Genomic DNA, 18,691 nt, shown 5'->3' with positions numbered 1-18,691 from the left:
GGGTTTCGTCGCAATCAGCTGGCTGCGGGGCTTACTTGCGCTTCTTGCGCACGTACAGCACCAGCGAGTGCTCTTCCAGCTCGTAGCCGTGATCGGCGGCGATCTTGCGCTGCAGCTCTTCGATCTCGGTGCTTTCGAACTCGATGATCTTGCCGCTGTCCACGTCGACCATATGGTCGTGGTGGCCGCCGCGGTCGAGTTCGTAGACGGCCTGGCCGCCTTCGAAATTGTGCTTGAGCACGAGGCCGGCAGCCTCGAACTGGGTCAGCACCCGGTACACCGTGGCCAGGCCGATCTCGTCGCCATGCTCCAGCAGCTGGCGGTAGATGTCTTCGGCGGTCATGTGGTGCTGGGCATTGCGCTGCTCGAGCAGCGCCAGGATCCGCATCCGCGGATGGGTCACCTTCAGGCCGACTTTACGCAGGTCGTGGGTTTCCATAGGTCTCCGTTCATTGGCGATTTAGCGCCAGCTGCCTCGGATTGGGTCGCGGTGGCACGCCGGGAGTGTATCATCGGATTGATTTCCCCAACCGCCAGTCCCGATGCGCAATCTCCTGTTGGTCGCCGCCGTCGCCTTGTCCACCACCGGGTGCGGCATCATCTACAAGCAACCCATCTACCAGGGCAACCTGATCCGGGAAGATGCCGTTGCCAAACTGCAGGTCGGGCAAAGCAAGCAGCAGGTCACTGCCCTGCTGGGCACCCCGTCGGTGCCGGATCCGTTCCACGCCCAGCGTTGGGACTACACCTCGACCGAGCGCGTGAACCGCCTGGGCCGTACCGACGTGAAGAATTTCGTCGTGTACTTCGAAAATGACGTGGTCACCCGTTGGGATGGCGATTACTTCCCGGCCAACGACAAGGCCCTTGCCCAGCAGACCGTGCGCCAGTTCGGCCGCAATCTGCCGAAGGACAAGAAGAAGAAGGGCGGCCGCTGAGCCACCCTGCCCGTCCTTCGGGACGGGTGTTGAGGATCAACCGCCGCGCGCGCGTCGCCGGCGGTTGTCCTTCGGGTCGGCCTGCAGGACACGCAGCAGCTCGACACGATCGCCATCCAGCAGCAGCTGCTGCGGCCGCGCCAGTACGCCATGCACTGCAGCCGCCGGACAGTCGGCACTGCCTTCGAGCCCGGCCGCTGCCACCGCATCAGCCACGGTCGCCCCTTCCTCCAGCTGCAGCCGGCGCGACAGCACCTGTTGTGGCCAGGCCAGCACGACCTCGACCTCGATCATCGTTCAGTCCTCGTCGGCGACGCGGACGAAATCGTTGACCATGCGATCGGCCAACCCCTGGAAGCCGATCGCCAGCGCGGGGCCCAGCAGGCGTGAGCTCGGCTCGAAGTCCAGGGTGAGGGTGACCTTGCAGGCATCTTCAGCCAGGGCATGGAATTCCCAGCGGCCGTGCAGCTGCTTGAACGGCCCCTCGCGCAGCTGCATATCGATGCTGTGCGGACGTTGCAGGGTGTTTTCGGTCTGGAACCAGGTGCTGAACGAACCCAGGCCCAGGTCCAGGCGAGCGACCAGCCGGTCTTCGCCCTGCTCGAGGATGCGGGCGTCGGAGCACCAGCGGAAACGGCGCGGATAGGCCTGGACATCGTTGACCAGATCGAACATGCGCGCGGCCGAATGTTCGACCAGGGCACTGCGGCGGATAGTAGGCATGAATACAGGACGCTTCGGCAATCGACCGGGCGGGCCCGAATCGGAGACAATACGGAAATGAGCAAGAACACCGGCAAGGATAAAGCAAAGAGCGCGACGGCCAACAAGACCATCGCGTTGAACAAGCGTGCCCGTCACGAGTACCACATCGAAGACCGCTTCGAAGCCGGCCTGGCCCTGCAGGGCTGGGAAGTGAAGTCGATCCGCGCAGGCCGCGGCAACATCGTCGACGCCTACGCCTACGTGAAGGATGGCGAGATCTTCCTGATCGGCGCGCAGATCACCCCGCTGATCCAGGCGTCCACCCACGTGGTGGCCAACGACCGGCGCGAGCGCAAGCTGCTGCTGCACCGGAGCGAGATCGACAAGCTGGTCGGCAAGGTGGAGCGCGATGGCTACACGATCGTGCCCACCGCGATGTACTGGAGCAAGAACAAGATCAAGCTGGAAGTGGCGCTGGCCAAGGGCAAGCAGACCCACGACAAGCGCGATGCCGCCAAGGATCGTGACTGGGCGATCGAGAAGCAGCGGGTGATGCGTCGCGGCAACCGCGACGCATAAGGACGCCGGCCCGATTTCGTGAGGAGCCGAGCCATGCTCGGCTTCGGCAAAGAAGCAGCCGAGCGCAGGCCCGGCTCTACAAGACGCTGATCAACCCGCCAGCAGGCCCTGCCCGCGCAGGCGTGGTGACAGCGCCGCGTGCATCACCGCCAGGTGCATCACCACCGACAGCTCCGGAGTATGACGATCGTCGCCGGCCCGCCACTGTTGCGCCAACCGGGCGGCGTCGACCGGCAGCAGGGCAAGCAGCTGGGCATCATCCAGCGCATCGGCAGAGGCCTGCAGCTGCCGGGCCAACTGCCGCGACTGCCACACGTGCACGCCGATGCTGAGGCTGGCCAGCGACATCAGGGTCAGGGCCAGGCCGTGCTCGAACCACTGTGACAGCACATCCGGGCCCCACAGCAGCGCGGCGAGCACCGCCAGCGCCGGCAGCCGCCAACCCAGCCAGTGGAAGCGGCCACGCCGCGGCCAGTGCACCACCACCGCACTGGCGATCAGCGCAGCTGCAGCCGTGGCCGGGAGCTCGGTTGCCCACGTTCCAGCCAGCAACACCGCCAGCACCGCCCAGACCCAGCCGGGCGGCAGTGCCCGCCGCTGATAATCGGCCCCTACCGGGCCAACCAGCTGACGCAGGCTGCGCTGTTGCATTGCTTCGGTCACCGGCCGTCTCCGTCTCTGTGATGGCTCGAATGGTCGTGGCCAGTGTGTCGCAAATTCGTGCCAACGACGTTAGCAATCCGCTATGACGGTGGCTCTACAACATGTTGCGGATTGACGTGGTAACGGTTGGGCCCCTGCCGCTCAGGCGACAGACAGATCCTTGCTGAGGAAGACCCGGCTGGTGCCCGGCGGATCGCAAGGCACCTGGCCGAACACGGTCCAGCCATGCTTCACGTAGAAGTCTGGCGCCTGGAAGCTGATGGTGTAGAGCACGGCGGAACGGCAGCCGCGCCTGCGCGCCTCCTCTTCGTCGGCGGCAAGCATCTGCGACCCCAGACCGTTGCCGCGCTGTGCGGGCGGCAGGTAGAACAGGTCGATGAACAACAGGCCCAGCGAGGTGCCCCGCAAACCAAGTCCAAGCTGCGGGGCACTTATTCAACTTTCCATTAAGCCGAAGAACTCAGAACGAGACGCAGCGCGTGGTGCCGCCGACGACGATGCTGCACGCCAGCCTGTCCCTACGCGTAGCACCGGACACATGAATACCGTGCCGGTCTGCCCAATACAGGAAATTTACAAGATCGCTGGACGGTGCGCCATTAAAGTTGTACTCCCTCACACCACCACCAGCAAATGCAGACGTGTCTTCGGGAATTGAATTGTTATGCGCGTCACGAGCGGTATTCGGCATCTTTTCCCAGAGTTTGGTGCCGTAGTTGTACGTGATCATCATTGACGACTGGTCTGGGAACTCCAACCGAACGGTGACCTGCGCAGACTGCGGGTTCAGCCACGCGACGGGATTGAATACTCGATAGACGCTGTTGGCCCCGGCAATGAGCGATGGATATTTCCAACGCATCATTTCATGGATACTGTTCATCTTCGAAGAATCGGCGAGAGCTTCATAAGCGCTTTGCGGATACTCGGTAGCAGCGGCTGCGGCGACTCTGGCTGACCTCGCTGAAATTTGCCCTGCGCCAAAAAGCTGGTTGACCGTCACCCGGAATTCAAGCGAATTCCCGTTGCTTTGGTAAAGGTAAACCAGCTGAGCGTAATACTCAGCGAGGTCCGCAGGTGTCGCAATTTCCGACATCTTCAGATTGGGCATGATCAGGTAGCTTCTGATGTCGCCAGTTGACAGGCTGAAGACAGAAACGGGTCCGAAGTCAATTTCCCCCCTCGCTGCTTCCTGCATCTGCTGATCACTACACCCTTCGCACTGGGCAGCGGCAACAGCCTGAGCGCTTGCAGCGCCAGTAGACGCGAAGAAAATAACTGAAGCGAATATCGCTTTCTTGAGCATTTAAAACCTTCCTTAGTTTCCGAATAGGAGCCAACCCACCCCAAGCAGCACCACGACAAAAACCGCTATCGAGAGGGCCCTGATTGGGCGAGACACGTCATTGAAGGCGAAAGCGGCTAACGTGGTGGTAAGTAACGAAATAGCTATGGAAATCCAGAACAAATTCCCCAGGGCGACCGTTGCCGCTGCGAAGAACCACAGCGCAACTAAGCTTAAAAGAACTACGAGGGAGCCTTTCCGTTTCAGATGCATAGTCGATCTCGAGTTGAGGCAAATCCATACCTGCCCATGTATTTTTTAACCCCAATGCGATTGATTGTCAATCGCATTTACGAAGGCGCCATGTGCCACCCGAGAGGTCATGCCTGAAGGTAGCCGGCTTCTGCGGATAGGCCGCCGGGCAGCTCTGAGGGGCTCAAAGGTCCGGCAGGCCCAGTAGCCTGGTGCTGGACGCTGCCAGCGACTGAACGGCCTCGGCGCCAGGTCGGCGCGCGCGTGACTGTTCAGGAAGATTGCCGTATCATTCCCATCGTTAGGCGGGCTTTTGGTCAACCCTTGGTCAACCAAGGGCCTGAAAGCCTTGCAATACTTGAAGAAACCGGGGGTGCATTGTCCCCGTGACGCCATCGGCGCCGGTTTCGCAGACACCAGAATAACGAAGCCCATCAATGCTTTAGCTTGATGGGCTTTTTCGTTCATGCCTGCCACATGGGCTGAAATGGGCATCGATTGGCAGCGTTTGGTCAACTTCTTGGTCAACATTTGATGTTGACCGTTGCCACCCTCAACGCGCCGGCGGATCCCCAAGCTGCTGGTTCTCGTCCTCAAGGTGCTTGATGACCCGACCCATGACCGTATGCAGTTCGTTATGTGGTTGATCCACCTGGCCCCAGATCCTCGTCATCCGCAGGCTTGACTTGGCGCCCATGGCCTCCCAGACGATGTCGACGAGATGGTTGAGCGCCGCTCGCACTTCCTCGGAATGTATTCGGGCGTGCAAAGGGATGATAGCTGCGGAGGATTCGCGCAATTCGTCCTCAACCTTGGCCAATGCCAGATGCCTGTCCTCACGTGCCTGCGCGCCTTCCGGCAGGTACTGTGCGGCGCCACTGCCTTCCCCGAAGGACTTCACCTTCAGCTTGTACGCATCGGTGGCGGCCCGCATGAAGGCGATCACCATTGGCTGGAGCGCTAGCAAGTTCTCGCGCTCCGCATCCAACCTGCGCATGCGCAGGGCGTCGTAACGCTGCTCCCGGCGCAGGATTTCTGCGTGCCGTCTGCGGTCCTTCTCGGTGATGTGGTCCTGGAGCCATTTCAAACCGAAGCCCAGAATCAGCGTAGCTACCGGCACCAGCCACTTCCAGTCGTAGCCAGCACTCGCCGCTGCAGTAGATGCCGGCGCCGCCTTGGCGGTCGCCAGGAAAAGAGCTTCCAGCATCTTCAGTTCCCCTGGGTCCTGTCACAAGTTTGCCTGAACGATTTGACGATTTGATCAAATCGGCGGTTTGAGCAAATCGCCAAAGCAGCCGAGGGACGGCGAGCAGGCCCCTACTCCATCCAGGCAAATGGTCGCTTGAGGGTCTCCTTGGCCAGTCGGTTCGCTCTTACGGCTTCCCTCCAGCGAGAGATCTCAGCCACATCCTGCCGCAGCCTCGCCTCGTGCCTGGTCACCCACATCTCGGCGCCGGCACGACCTTGCTCGTAACTGCTGCATCTGCGGAAAGGCCCTCCGGGCCCATGCCGATGGCGATCCAGCGACGCAATCCACGTGTTGTCGTCTACACGCTGGGACATGCTCACCAACCACACGCCCTCGCACGCGATCACGGTCAGGGGTTCGTCCGCCTTGCCGGCGGAGCTTGTTGTCCAGTAGAAGGATTCGGGAAGTGACATGGACGGAAGGATACGAATGGCGGTCGCAGCGCCTGCGATTGTGAGCACTTTATTGCCACGCGTCGTCCAGCCGCCCTACGCTGCCAATCGGTGCTCGTAGAAGGGATGCCGCTTGTCGTCGAAGATCCGATAGAGCTCGGCCAGGTCGGCGGGATCCGGGTTCAACCAAGCGTCGACGTGCTCAGCTTTGATGTTGATGATCGTCCGGTCGTGGCCGGCGGCGGCCACCTCGGGTTCCGGGTCGTCGGTGATGGCCGCGAACGACAGTAGATCCGGTTCCTTGCCGGCCGGGTCCACCCAGTGCGACCACAGGCAGGCCACCAGCATTGGCTCGCGCGTGCGCGGGGTGAACTGCACCACCTGGTTCTTGCCGTCCGGCCCCTCCACATTCTCGTAGAAGGTGTCGACCACCATCAGGCCATGAGTGTGACCGAAGGCCGGCGCCCAGAACTTCTCCAGGCTGTCGCGGCGGGCGTTGTAGGTGCCGGGGAAACGCTGGTCGTAGTTGGCCGGCTTCCCGGCCAGTCGGCACTGATAGCGCATCGGCTTGATCGTAAGCTTGCCGCCCTCAGAGACGATCACCGGGGCGTAGACCCCGGGGAAGATCCGGCTGTCCCGGTCCTTGCCGTCGGCGCGCTTGAGGTCGGCCAGCTTGCCCATGGCGCGCTCGATCTTGTTGCCGGCGATCCGCACGTCTTCTCGGGCCTTCTTCGTCTCCTTGGCCTGCAGCGATCGCTCCGCATCGGCCAGGCGCTTCCGGTTGGCGAAAAGCTCCTGCTCCAGAATGGCGGCCTCGGCCTGGTTCCACTGCTGGATCTCTGCCCACACCGCTCGCTCTGCCGCGCTGGTGCCGGCCCGGAACGCATCATCCATCGCCTTCGGGGTCTTGGGCCGCTTCTTGCCCGGGTCGTGGGCGTAGAGCGCCGCGAACTCCTGCAGCGACACGGTGGCACCGGTCATGCGGACCAGCTTCTGGTATGCGGCGGTGATCTGGGCGGAATAGCACATGGGCGGATTACAGCACGCCGGCCTTATCGCGCTGTGAGAGTCCCAGGCCGCTGAAAGGGGCCGCCGCGGCGGCCCCGTGGACCTTACAGGTCCGGCAGGCCCAATCGTCTACGCAGAGCGGCCAGAAGCACGGTCGAGGTCCGCACCAGCGCATGCTGGTCGCGGGTCAGCTCGTCATACATCTGGAGCACCTCCGGGGGGACCTGCCCTACCCGGCCTGCCTTGAAGGCCTCCATCGAGACTACCTGAGCCTTATAGCGCTCATCTTCCATGCCCTTCTCCAGCATCTGGCGGCGGGAGTGCCGCCCCCTGGATGCCTTGGGCCCCACGTCCAAGCCTGTTGCAGGGGAAAGAAAACCAGCACCACTGTCCATGGGCTGGGCGTTCTCCTGCTTTCCTTCTCCAATGGCCACCGCCTGAAAGTCCTTCTTGTCCATCGGTTACTGACCCCTGTATCGGTAGAGCCGGCACCATCGCCGGCGTCTTCACACTGCTTTCACCCAAGCAGATCCGATCGGGTCAGAACGTTGCAGCAGCTACTCCGTGACGGCTTTGTTCAGGCGAGCGGCCAACTTCGGGTTGAGGATGATGCCGGCCTCGGCCCTGGCGCTGTAGCGTGCCCGGTTCTTGATGGACTGCTGCAGACCGCTCGAGGTGATCGCCAGCTCCGGGTTGGCCTTGTTGAATGCGCCGATCTTGCTGAGCACCGAAGCCCGGTCGCTGGCATCGCCGTTGCGCAGGGCCATGGCGAAGGCGTTCACGAGCGACTTGCGGCGGTCGAGGATGTGCTGCTCGTAGTTCTTCAGCGCGCGGGTGGTCTCGTACTGCCTGGACACCTTCTCCGGAGCGAAGCCGTTCGCCTGCAGCAGGATCTCCCAGGGCGACAGATCCTCGACGACCGGATCGCCGCGCAGGGTGTTCACGCCCTGGGTGGCGTAACGGCCAGCCTTGATCATGTCCTTGAGCCCCTTGGGCAGCATGGTCTCGACGCCGCGCATGATGTGACCCTCATCCACCTGCTGCTTGCCGACCAGCACGTTCTTCAGGACGCCGCCCATCGGCCCCGCGGCCTGCTCGAGCAGGTTGTTGAACATGCCGCGGCCGTCGAGCTCGCGATCGGCGTCGCGGATCCACAGGCTGTCCAGTCCAACTCGGCCGGAAATGTTCGCGCCGGTCAGCTTGTCGGCCGGCCCGTGCAGCAGTAGATCCGCGCCGCCCTGCCCCAGCATGCCGGTGAGGAAAGCCCGCAGCTCGGTCTCTGCATCCCACGGTTCGTCGTCATCCCCGAAGGTGGCCTGGATACCATTGAGCGCCCCCATGATCATGCCCATCATCGGCAGGCCCATGGCGCCGGAGAACAGTGCGCTCATGCCCAGCAGGCCGGTCAAGTTGCGACGTGCCACCTGGCGCACTTCGGGGTCCTGGCCCTTGGTGGCCTGCCACACCATCCGCCCGAGCGCCCAGGTCATGTTCAGGCTGTACTGCCGGAACATCAGCAGCACCTTGGCGGTGCCGCTCTGCATGAAGCGGGCGCGGTTGGCGTTGCTGTAGTCGAAGTGCGTGTCGAAGATCGCGTCGCGGGCAAACTTCACCGCCTCGTCGAACGACTTGCCATCCGCGCGCGCCAGGCGGTAGGCGGCCATGCCGGTTGCCTCGCGGTTGACCACCTCGGTCTTGTGGAAGCCCCAGCCGATGATCTCCATGGCCTTGCTCCAGGCCGGGTTGTACCCCGTCAGGCCGCCCTCGGCGATGCCGGCAAGGTTGTGGGCCTGCGTCTTCTCGATGGCACCGGAGGCTTCAAGCGCCTGGTAGGCGCGGAGCTCGTCGGGGTCGGTCAGGGTCTTCTGGATGTTGCCCACAGTGCGCACGGCGTCGCGGCTGGCGGCCAGCAGGTAGTTCATGGCCTTGATCCCGCCGTGTCGTGCGGCCAGGTAGGGGTAGCTGACCAGGGCGGTCTGGGTCACGTTGACCAGCGCCGCCGCCGGCGTGGCACCCAGGTAGTAGGTGAAGCCGAAGGACGAGATCAGGTTGGTCAGCGCCGAGTCGGTCGGGTTCATGATCCATTCGTGCCGCTTCCCCAGCTCTTCCAGGAGAGCGTCGCCGGCCACGATCTTTCGCGTGTCGACGCTGGGGGATGCCTGAATCTTCTTCTGTGCGTCCTTCAGGTCGGTCAGAACACCCTGCAGCTTGTGCGCGTATCGCAGTCGGGCGAGCTGGTGCGACCCGTGCTGCATGTTGAAGGCGAACGCGCGCACGGCATCAGGGTCGAATCCAGGCACCGACTTGCGGTGGATCTGGTGCTTGCGCATCGACAGCTCCGGCATGGTCTGCAGATACAGCTGGTACACCTGGTCCTGGACCGCGTCGGACACATGCGCCGTCCGTAGTTGGTCGATCACATCGGCAACAAAGGTACCGCTCGGTGCGTCCGTCGCCTTGCCCTCCATCTTCATGCCGCGGGCCGTAATAGCCCACTCTCTGCGCTCCAGATCCTTTACAGCCCGATCCAGCTCGTTCTGCGATTCGAACATCAGGAAGGTGTTGGTGCCGTCCTTCTCCGCTGCAACGAAGAATTTGCCGAAGCGCTGCAGGGGAAAGTAGACGCCCTGCAGCCGCGCAGATTCGAATTGCTCACGGATCTTGTGCACCAGCATCCGACGGCTGCTGTCGCTTATGACCTGGCCGCCCACCAAATCACCGCCCTTTAGGTCCTCAATACGCTGGACCAAGGCCTCTTCCACCGCGTCGGACCTGGATCGATAGGCATCACGGAACTGGCTGTAGAGCCTCTGCGCTTCAGGCGACAGCTGTGACCACTGCTCAACCAACGGAGCGTACTGTCGGCGCCGCCGCGGCTCTGCCTTCAGCATGGCCTTCAGTGCCTTGATCTCATTCATGATGTTGGTCTTGGAGTCGCCGCTGCGCTCCCGCATCTGCTGCTGCTTCACCTTGATGGCATGCAGCACGTTCTTGCGGTTGACCACCTGCAGCCCCTTCTCGCCGGGCATCCGGAACTGCAGGGGCTGGTACTCGCGGGACGGATCTACGCCGTCCATGGTGGCCTGGTGCATCAGATCGAAGAGGCGCCGGCTTTCCGCCTTGTTCTTGCTGGCCCACTGGCGCGCCGCCTCTGCGATCGTGTCCGCCTCCGCCTGTAGCTTGTTCCGATCGGCCTGCATCTCGGCCAGGTAGTCCGAATAGCGATCGATGGTCGGAAAGTAGTCACGCCCCAGCTCGGTTAGGTGCCGGGTGGCCAGCGCACCGAGCCAGGTGGACCGCAACGAGTCTTTCACCTTGCTCAGGCTGAGGTCTTCCAGCTTCTGCCGGGCGCGCGCCAGCACGCCTTCGCCTTGAATTCCCCTCTGGATCGCATCGATGTCCTCGAGCGCGTCTGTCGGCGGCATGCTGAAGAGGCGGCCGCGGGCCGCCCGCGTAACCTCGGCACCGTTGGGCAGCACTACGCTCCAGGTGCGCGGCCCACTCTCAACCGGATCGGCCAGAACCTGGCCACCGGTGCGCTCCGCCTCAGCGCGCGCGGCACCAAGGGTCAGGAAGTCAGCCGGTCGGCCGCGCTCGTCGGCGAGGTACCACTGATCGTTGCGGCGGAGAAATCGGCCACCGTTCTGCTCGAGGAAGGCCTCGCCGCGGCCGTCGATCTGCGGCTGTGCGAACGAGTACGACCGCACCATTTCCCGCTGTGCCTGCGCCGACATGCCGGCACGCAGGAAGCCGTCGGCCTGGCTCAACAGGTCCCGAACCTCAGCCTCGGACCACTTCAGCGACGGCATGACGCGCCGCAGGAAGCGGCGGACTGCGGCGGCGACGCGGCTGGTGAAGCTGTTGCGGATCCCGCGTTCGGCCATGACGGCGATCGCTTCCTTGGCGAAGGTCTCGCGATCGACAGTGCCGTAGCGCCTGGTCACGTCGGCCAGCACCGACTTCAGTGCGGCGGTGCCGGATCCGTCCGCTGCCAGCTTGTCGATCGCATCCACGATCTGGGTCCAGTCCTTGGCGCCCACCACGGACTCAACGCCGTAGTGCCCGATTGCCTCGTGCGCCAGCACCTGCGCGAAGCGCTGCTCGGTGGCGATGTTGCCGGCGTTGATCCAGACCGTGGGGCGCCCGTCGTACACACCCTCGGCGCGGCGATAGCCCGGATCGACCTTGGCGCTGGCCGGGAAGTCCTCGGCCGAGCGCACCACGACCACGCTGGGCGCGTTCTCGCCCCAATGTTGGGTCAGGTCGGTTTTGAGCTGCAGCGCGCGGTCGAAGTCCAGGCCGCCGCTGGCGGCCGGAGCTGCGGACCGGTTTACCCGCCCGCCGGGCCCAGGTGCTTCAGCTCCGGATCCTTCGCCAGCTGCTCCTTCGCCCACTGGCCGGAGGCCCGGTACTCGGCCTGCAGCGACTCGATCTCGGAGGGCGTCAGCATCGAGACGTCCCTTGTCGAGGGTGAGGATGGTGCGCGCTTCGGACTCGGTGAGGCCTTCGAAGCCGTAGCCGAACTGGTCGCGCCACCAGGGTTCGATTGATCCGAAACGTTCACGGACATCGGCCAGGCTTTGGGAGTTGAGGGCGATTTTCCGCGAATAGTCCTTGCCGGTCAAAGCGGTGGCCAGCACCACCTTGCCGCCGTTGTCCTCGATGTGGGTCTTCAGCTGGGCCAGGGTGCCTCCCTGGGTCAGCGTGTCATCGATCAGGACGTAGTCGCGGCCCTTCTCGACCTTGCCGGTGAACGGGGGCTGGTTGGCCAGCCGATGCAGTGCATCCCCGCCGCTGCGGTTGACCTTCGCGGCCTGGACGATGTCCTCGGACACCTGCAGTCCCAGCCGCTGGGCCAGCACCTCGGCGGCCATCCGCGGGATGCGGTTGTTGCCCGTCGCTTCCTGGGACTGCACAGCCACCACCAGGGGCTTGCTGCCCTCCGGCAGCGCAGCACGCACGTCCTCGACAAACACCGGGGTGATGACGTCGCGCGCCACGCGCAGCGCCGCGGTGTCGTCACCAGCCTTGGCTGCCGCGTAGTCGGCATGCGCGCTCAGGCGCCCGGGGCGATGGGCTGTGACGACATCGGGGAAGTCGGCGTCCCACCCACGGCGGGAGAAGAGACGGACACTGCCTGTCGGGCTCTCTTCGTGCTTGACCTCTGCGAAGAAACGATCGAACGCTGCGTTCATGGCTTGGCGCTCGGCACCGCCGGGGAACGGCCGCGCGAACTCGGTACCGACCGGCACCGCAAAACGCGGATCCGATCCGAAGGACATGAAGGCGCTGGCCCGGCCGGCGCCCTGCAGGCGGTCCTCAACGTAGGAACTGAACGCACGTGCCAGGAGCTCGTGCGGCGTGGTCCAGTAGTTGCCCACGCGGCCATCGTCCAGCTTTCGGGCCTCGGTCATGAACGAGGTCGGCACGTTCTTGGTCTTTGCCGCGCCGGCGTCTGCCGACTGCCACAGTTCCACCCGACGCTGGTACGTGCCCATCGCATCGCGTAATCGATCGAGCGAGCCGGTGCGCTCGGAGTTGAAGCCGGTGCGGTTGGTAACCGCCTTCAGGACGCCATCGAGGGTGTCCAGCTCTTCGTTGGTGAACCGTACCCCGCCGCCCTTGGTCGGCTTCGCGTCGGTGCTGAACGCCTCACCGTTGAGCAACCTATCTGCTGCAGCGTCGAAAGTCGCCAGCTCCTGCTGTGTTGCCGGTCGCTTCCGCGATCCCCACGCCCGCTCCTTCTCGATGTGAGCGCGCAAATCGCCCAGTTGCTTCTGCACCTGGTCACGGGCCTTGCCCAGGAAGGATTCAGCGCGCGCCGTGTCCTCGACATACTGCTCGGCACGGGTTCGCATGGTGTCCATCAGCTCCTGGAATGCCGCGCGCAGCTCCGGACGGACGTTCCCCCGGAAGCGGCTTGCATTGCTCAGGTAGTCATCAACGCCCGACGCCTTCATGACCTTGTCGCCGCGACTGTTGGTGATCTGATCTGATCCCCGGCCATCCTGCCGGCCGAGGTAGTGGTCCAGCGCGTGCATCCACTCGTGGGCCAGCGACCCGGCACCCTTGAGCTTGGTCAGGTTGATCACCGCGTAGTCGCGCTCGTAGTGCGCCCGAGCGCCGCTGAGGCCGTGGCCACGTGCACCGAAGGCCAGGCCGATCTGGCCGTCCAGGCTCATCGCCCGCGGAGGCAGGTTCAGCAGTTCGGACAGGTCGACCAGCGCATCGAAGGCATGATTCATCACCTCCTGGCGTTCGTCCTGGTTGTTCCACTTTCCGAACTCAACGCCTCGGAAGCCGAAGGTGTCCATGAACTGCTGGCCCTGGACATCGCCATCGCGCCGGGCCTCACCGACGCGCATGACCTTGTCCGGCCGCGGCAGTGCGTCCTCGCCCACGGTGGTCTTGGTATCGATCAGTGCTGGCGCGTTTTCGGCCATGTACTGCAGCGCGGCAGCGCGGGTGTCGAAGCCGTCCTTGAGGTACACGCGCTTGCGGTCGGTGACGTCCCGCGCGATCGCCCAGCTACCAGGCTCGCGCTCTACGGCGCGGTGATTGCGAGCCAGCTCGACCATTGGGATTGCCGCTTCGGCCTCGGCCTGACTGGCATAGGTCTGCCTGCTGGCCAGCGGATTGCCGAAGGTACCCTTCTTCGACTTGAACAGACGCCAGGTCCCGGGGTTGCGCGCGTCCTCCATAGCCAGGTACTTCTTCGACCAGGCAGGGCCCGCTTCCGGATCTGCCCGGCGCTGCGCGCGAGCACCAGTTGGCTTGGCCAAGTCCTTTCGCGCGCCGCCCAGTTTCTCGCCCAGGTCTTCGATGGGGCCCGAGACAGTCTCCTGAGACGGCTGTTTCACCGTCCCGGCGTCGGTCTTCGCCGCACCCTTGGCAGCTGGCGCGGCAGCTGCAGCTGCCGTTGCCGCCTTCCGCGGCTTCGGTACCGGCTTGCCGAGGACCCGCTCGAGGTCGCGGGGACTCGGGAGGGTGTTGTGCCAGCGCGGCCCCTCGCCTGGCAGCGGATTGCCCGCGGCGTCAACGCCTTGGACCTGCACGGACCAGTTGCCACCCTCGCGTGGCGGCTCGAATGCCAGAACGCGGTCCCGGGTGTTGGCGTATCCATTCACGATACGGCCCGGTGTGAAGTACGCGCCCAGTGTTCCCGCATCACCGCGGTCGTAGTGGGGTGATCCAGCGATGCGGCGGACCTTGGGCGTGTAGATCGGTTGCGGCGTGACGCTTTCGGTTTCGCCCGCACTGCTCACGCTTTGCGCCTTTTTGCTCACGGCCTGGTCGTTTTCAACCACATTTTCGGCCGTTTGCGCCACCGACTGTGCGACTTCGCTCGGGCCGGTGCCGCTCGCCGCCGGGGCCGCTTGTGGCCTGGTGACGCGACGCGTGGTCTTCTTCGGATCTCGCACCCACGCCTTGAACTGTTCCTGGGACATCTCCTTTATCCCACCGAGGCCAGTCCAGCCCTTCGAATAGTTGGCAAGGTAGGTGTCACGCGCCTCCTGCTCGTTGGCGGTGCCCATGATCACCTTGTGCTCGTCGAAGGAACCATCCTTGTTGACCTGATCAACCACGAACACTGGCAGCGCTGGATCCTCCGAGCGATCGGTCATGAAGACGTCGACATGGTCTTTGTCCTTGCCGACCGTGCCCTTGAAGTAACCGTAGTGGTTCTTCAGCGCTGGCCAACGCGGATCGCGCTGGCTGCCAGCAGGGTTCTCGATGCTGATGTCGTGTCCGTTGATGCGGACGTGGCCTTTCTTGTAGTTGCCAGCCTCCTTCTGTGCATCGGTGGGCGTCGGCAGATCGTTCTGCGGGTTGGTGGCCGCCTCTGCAGCTGCAGCCGCCACTCTGGGCGCCGCAGCCGGTGCAGGTGAGTTGTCCTGGGCAGGCTCCGGAGCCGCCACAGCCTGACCTGCGGACGGGATGACCGACGTTGGTTCGATCGTGCTGGGGGCAAGGCGCGCGCTGTCGGCACGCGGCTCAACTACCGGTGCTCCAGACGCACCGGTTTCAGCTTGCGCCAACGCATCGCCCGTTGCGACCTGCAGCGCACCACCTTCGTCCAGCCGTGTCTGCCGTGCTGCGCGATCTACAGTCACCGCATCGGCCTGCTGCAGGGCGGCCTGCGGCGCTGCCGACTCGGTTGCGGGCTCACGCGCCAGCGCATCTGCTCCGTCGATCGCCGGCGTGCTGCTGTTCTCGGCCGGCGGCTCCGTGAAACCGCGACGGCGTTCCGCCTTCACCTCTTCCAGCAGCGGCCGCACGCGGCTGCTTGCCAGGCCGTACTGATCGCGCATGGAACGCAGCAGCGTCGGCGTATTGATTCCACCGTGTGTCTCCACCTGGTACTGCAGGCCGTTGTGCAGCAGCTGCTTGATGTCGACCTTGGACGGCTCGCGCAGCGCTTCGCCAGTCTCCCGGTCGACCCATGGCGGCGCGACGTTCGGAGTTGACGCTGATACAGCGGCGGCCGGAAGTTCCGGGGTTTGAAGGCCCTGCTGCGCGTCTTGCGCAGGAGCGCTGCCGACGCCTGAATTGTCCTGCGTGGGCACCGGCGCTGAGACCTGATCCGATTCCGCTGACTGCCGCGCCTGGGATACCAGATTGGCGATGCCCGCCATGGAGTCAGGCGCTGCATCCGGGAACGGCACGATCGGCCGCGGTCGTGCTGCGACGCGGCCAGCATCGAAAGGTGCGGACATTCCGCGGCCCTGCGGGAAGCGCATCTCAGGTTCGGCCAATACCTCCGGCCGCAGGCCGCCGCTGGTCACCGTGCCATCCGGTGCGACCGTCATTGTTTCCGGTGGCGGCAGTGCGAGGACCTGCGGCGGAATCGGCGGTGGCGGCAGCGACGGCGGTGTGGCGCGCGGGCGGCGTGCCAGGCGTTCCCGCTCCGCATCGGCTGCCACCGCGGCCTGGTTGTCGCCGCGGCTGGCCACCGCACCGCCGGCGGCCATGCCGCCGCCGAGCAGGCCGCCGATCGCCGCACCGGTACCGGCCGCTTCAGGGACACCCTCCCACGCTGCCTGGGTCGGGTCGACCTGGCGCTGGCCAAGGTTGCCGGCCAGCTGCGAGCCGCCCTCCTGGATGCCCTCTTCCACAGTCTCGCGCGCGGCGCCTGCCAGCATCGCTTTTGGCTTCCGCGCCAGACCCCGGGTGAAGACGTCGGCTTCGAACGGCGCTGCAATGCGGCCGGCAACCGCTGCGATCGGAGCGGTGATGGCTTGTGCCTCCATCGACGCACCGCGTGCGATGGTTTCCTTCGCGGTCTGCGGGTCACCGCCGGCGGCGACCATGCGCCTGTACTCCGGGTTGGCATCCCACACCGACTGCGGCTGTGCCATTGCCTGCTGGTAGGTCTGCTGGCCCGCCGATCCGGTCTCCATGATCGTCGTCATGCCAGTGGCAGCGGTGGTCGCTGCGCGACGTCCTGCCGCAGTGGCGGCGGTTTCAGCAGCCTCGGTACCGAGGCCCTTGGCCAACGCACCCGCCAACGCTCGCTCGCCCGCCTGCGCGGCTGCAGCGCGCGTGCCGGCTCCCATCGCGGCGACGTTGGGCACCTGCTCGGCCAGGAAGTTGCCGATCAGCCGCGGGGAGGACAGCACCTTGCCAGCGCTGGCGAAGAAGCCCTTGGTGTCCTGCAGTTCCTGCTTTTCCTGCTTAAGCGCGTCGGACTGGCTCTCCCCGAGGTACTCGGTGGCCATCTGCGTCGCCTTCGACAAGCCGGCGCTGTCGGATCCTGCGCGGCGGCGACCGACGATCTCAGAAGGCGTACCGGGCACCAGCGCTGCAGTCTCTGAGGCACCCTTTACGCCCAGCCGGTCCAGAACCCGAAGACCCTGCCGCACGATGTTGGTCGGCTCCATGGCGTTCCGCTGCTCCACGGCGCCGCCGATGATGTTGGCCGCGCCGGCGGCGATCCCCAGGCCGGTGTCCTTGATGGCCTCGCCCCAAGAGCGCTCCGGACGCTTGGCAACCTTCTGGAACGGGTCACCCTGCACGGGGGAAAGCGTCGGTCGGCGCGCAACCTTGTCGGTGGCTGCGGGGGCGGGTGCTGGCGCCGCTGCTGCTGCTCCGGCGCCAAAGGGATTCCCATCGACCTTTTCGAACGTTGCCATCAGAGATTCACCTTCGAGTAGCTTCCGTCATTGTTCTGCACGTACCAGTTCCCGTCTGGGGCCTTACGCGCTCCAGCCACGGGCGCGGCTTCTTGTGGGCGCAGCCCCGCATACAGTGGATCCGCATCGAGCTGGGACAGAGCGGCCGTCTTCGCGGCTTCGTCCATCGTGACGTTCCCGGAAATGGCGTTGAATCGATCGGTGTAGGACTTCAGGCGGTCGGCATCGGTGAGCTCGCCGGTCTGGCGCGGTGCCTGGGCGGCACGCACGTTCTGGCCGTCGGCGCCCGTTACGGCCCGCCAACTACCGTCGCCACCTACAACACCCATGCTGCCGTCGGCCGCCACCGAGATCTCTGGCCGGCGAGCAATGCGGGCGGTTTCCAGCGACGCTTGCCGGCTGGCAGCGTTGTCCTGCATCTGTGCGTTGAACTGACCGCTCTGCAGCGCGCGGTTGGCGTCGCCCTGAGCCGCGACCGCGTTGACCTGGCCAGCAGCAAGGTCGGCCTCATCCTGTGTGCGGAGTGCAGATGCGCGCTCGCCCTGGCGCGCGCCGGCCTCGCCGAGGATTGCCTGCGCTACTGCGGCGCGGCCGCTCGGGCTGCCTTTCAGGCTGGCGCTGCCCATGGCTCGGGTGAGCTTGTCCACCGTGGTGTCGGCGGGATTCTCGATGATCCCGCCCTGACGCCCTCGCTGCACGATCTGCGGGGTTGGCCGCGGTGCCACCACTGTCGGTGCTGCAGGTGCAGCCGCAAGGGGTGACACCGTAGGTGCCAAGGTGCCGCTGGTCGGCGCGGCAGCAGCACCGCCGCTGGCTGCGATCGTTGCGGCGGACCCGGTGAACACCGAATTGCCGTTGGCATCCACGGTGCGGGAGATGCCCGCCGGCAACGTGGCGGTGCGGCCGTCCTGCGTCGTGTAGGTGCTCGGGGCAGCTGCTGCGGGAGCGGTGGCCGCCCGGGGAGCTGCAGCACCTGCAGCACCCGCCAGAGGCGCCGTGGAACTCACGCTGGAACTGACACCGGTGAAGTTCGCCCCGATCGACGGACGCCCAGCCAGGCGCGAACCAGCGAGACCTGCAGTCGAGTCGACGCTCGAGGTCACGCCGCCGAACGTCGGTTTCGGCTTCGCCGCGCCGCCGAGTCCCACCGGCGCGATGCGGCTCAGCGCGCTGCCAGCGCCACCAATCGGATTGAGCTGGCTGGGCGCCCTCAACGGCTGGCCCTGTTGTGGCGACGGCGCAGCGCCGACGGCGGCGCGGCCTGCATCACGCACGAACCCTGCAGCTTCGCGACCTGGTGCCGTCACGGCGTCGGCGACGGTGCCGGCCGCGCGCAGGCCTGCACCGGCGGCCTGCCGCGCCATCGTGGCGGTCCCAGCGACACCGCTCCGCAACGCCGAGCCAAACGCAGTGCCTGGGCTCGGGCGGGGTGCAATGCGTGGCTGCCCGGGCGCGGCGCCGGCGGGGTTCAGTTCGTCTCGATCGTT

Annotated in this window: 13 protein-coding genes; 2 read left to right on the top strand and 11 right to left on the bottom strand. The window is 65.2% G+C overall.

The genetic code is table 11. The features are described 5' to 3' along the window. Nucleotides 1–31 precede the first annotated feature (31 nt). Nucleotides 32–439: a ferric iron uptake transcriptional regulator gene (gene fur, locus CR156_RS06765; RefSeq protein ID WP_100552275.1), complete on the bottom strand. Its 408-nt coding sequence runs from the start codon at nt 437–439 to the stop codon at nt 32–34. A gap of 103 nt (nt 440–542) precedes the next feature. Here fur and CR156_RS06760 point away from each other — a divergent pair, with 103 nt between their 5' ends. After that, entirely contained in the window at nt 543–938 is a 396-nt protein-coding gene (locus CR156_RS06760) for an outer membrane protein assembly factor BamE (protein ID WP_025878864.1), read from the top strand. A 36-nt stretch (nt 939–974) separates the two neighbouring features. Here CR156_RS06760 and CR156_RS06755 read toward each other — a convergent pair whose 3' ends face one another. Together CR156_RS06755 and CR156_RS06750 are read right to left on the bottom strand one after the other, a co-directional pair. Continuing rightward, nucleotides 975–1,232, bottom strand: coding sequence for an RnfH family protein (locus CR156_RS06755; protein WP_100552274.1), 258 nt, complete (start codon nt 1,230–1,232; stop codon nt 975–977). Nucleotides 1,233–1,235: 3 nt separating this feature from the next. Further along, nucleotides 1,236–1,661 (bottom strand): type II toxin-antitoxin system RatA family toxin, encoded by a 426-nt coding sequence (locus tag CR156_RS06750; RefSeq protein WP_080149115.1) that lies wholly within the window; start codon nt 1,659–1,661, stop codon nt 1,236–1,238. Between the two features lie 57 nt (nt 1,662–1,718). Between CR156_RS06750 and smpB the strand changes: the two genes are divergently transcribed. Beyond that, entirely contained in the window at nt 1,719–2,222 is a 504-nt protein-coding gene (smpB, locus tag CR156_RS06745) for an SsrA-binding protein SmpB (protein WP_025878861.1), read from the top strand. Nucleotides 2,223–2,312: 90 nt separating this feature from the next. Here the strand turns inward: smpB and CR156_RS06740 are convergent, their stop codons facing one another. From CR156_RS06740 to CR156_RS06690, 8 genes are all read right to left on the bottom strand, one after another. Continuing rightward, nucleotides 2,313–2,885: a hypothetical protein gene (locus CR156_RS06740; protein ID WP_100552273.1), complete on the bottom strand. Its 573-nt coding sequence runs from the start codon at nt 2,883–2,885 to the stop codon at nt 2,313–2,315. 141 nt (nt 2,886–3,026) lie between these two features. After that, entirely contained in the window at nt 3,027–3,269 is a 243-nt protein-coding gene (locus CR156_RS06735; protein WP_243381729.1) for a GNAT family N-acetyltransferase, read from the bottom strand. 76 nt (nt 3,270–3,345) lie between these two features. Then, nucleotides 3,346–4,191 (bottom strand): hypothetical protein, encoded by an 846-nt coding sequence (locus CR156_RS06730; protein WP_100552271.1) that lies wholly within the window; start codon nt 4,189–4,191, stop codon nt 3,346–3,348. A gap of 784 nt (nt 4,192–4,975) precedes the next feature. Next, nucleotides 4,976–5,629 (bottom strand): hypothetical protein, encoded by a 654-nt coding sequence (locus CR156_RS06720; RefSeq protein ID WP_100552269.1) that lies wholly within the window; start codon nt 5,627–5,629, stop codon nt 4,976–4,978. 530 nt (nt 5,630–6,159) lie between these two features. Then, nucleotides 6,160–7,092: an SOS response-associated peptidase family protein gene (locus CR156_RS06710; protein WP_100552267.1), complete on the bottom strand. Its 933-nt coding sequence runs from the start codon at nt 7,090–7,092 to the stop codon at nt 6,160–6,162. Nucleotides 7,093–7,175: 83 nt separating this feature from the next. After that, nucleotides 7,176–7,529: a hypothetical protein gene (locus tag CR156_RS06705; protein ID WP_100552266.1), complete on the bottom strand. Its 354-nt coding sequence runs from the start codon at nt 7,527–7,529 to the stop codon at nt 7,176–7,178. Nucleotides 7,530–7,628: 99 nt separating this feature from the next. Continuing rightward, on the bottom strand, nt 7,629–17,204 hold the full coding sequence (locus tag CR156_RS23125) for a PLxRFG domain-containing protein (protein ID WP_243381727.1): 9,576 nt from the start codon (nt 17,202–17,204) through the stop codon (nt 7,629–7,631). Next, complete coding sequence (locus tag CR156_RS06690) at nt 17,204–18,568, bottom strand: hypothetical protein (protein WP_100552265.1); 1,365 nt, start codon at nt 18,566–18,568, stop codon at nt 17,204–17,206. The genes CR156_RS23125 and CR156_RS06690 overlap by 1 nt, the downstream gene beginning before the upstream one ends. Nucleotides 18,569–18,691: the final 123 nt, after the last annotated feature.

The sequence above is a fragment of the Stenotrophomonas lactitubi genome (assembly GCF_002803515.1).
In the GTDB taxonomy this organism is placed as follows: domain Bacteria; phylum Pseudomonadota; class Gammaproteobacteria; order Xanthomonadales; family Xanthomonadaceae; genus Stenotrophomonas; species Stenotrophomonas lactitubi.
The sequence above is the reverse complement of the archived record's forward strand: the minus strand, read 5'-3'. Positions and strand labels throughout refer to the sequence as shown.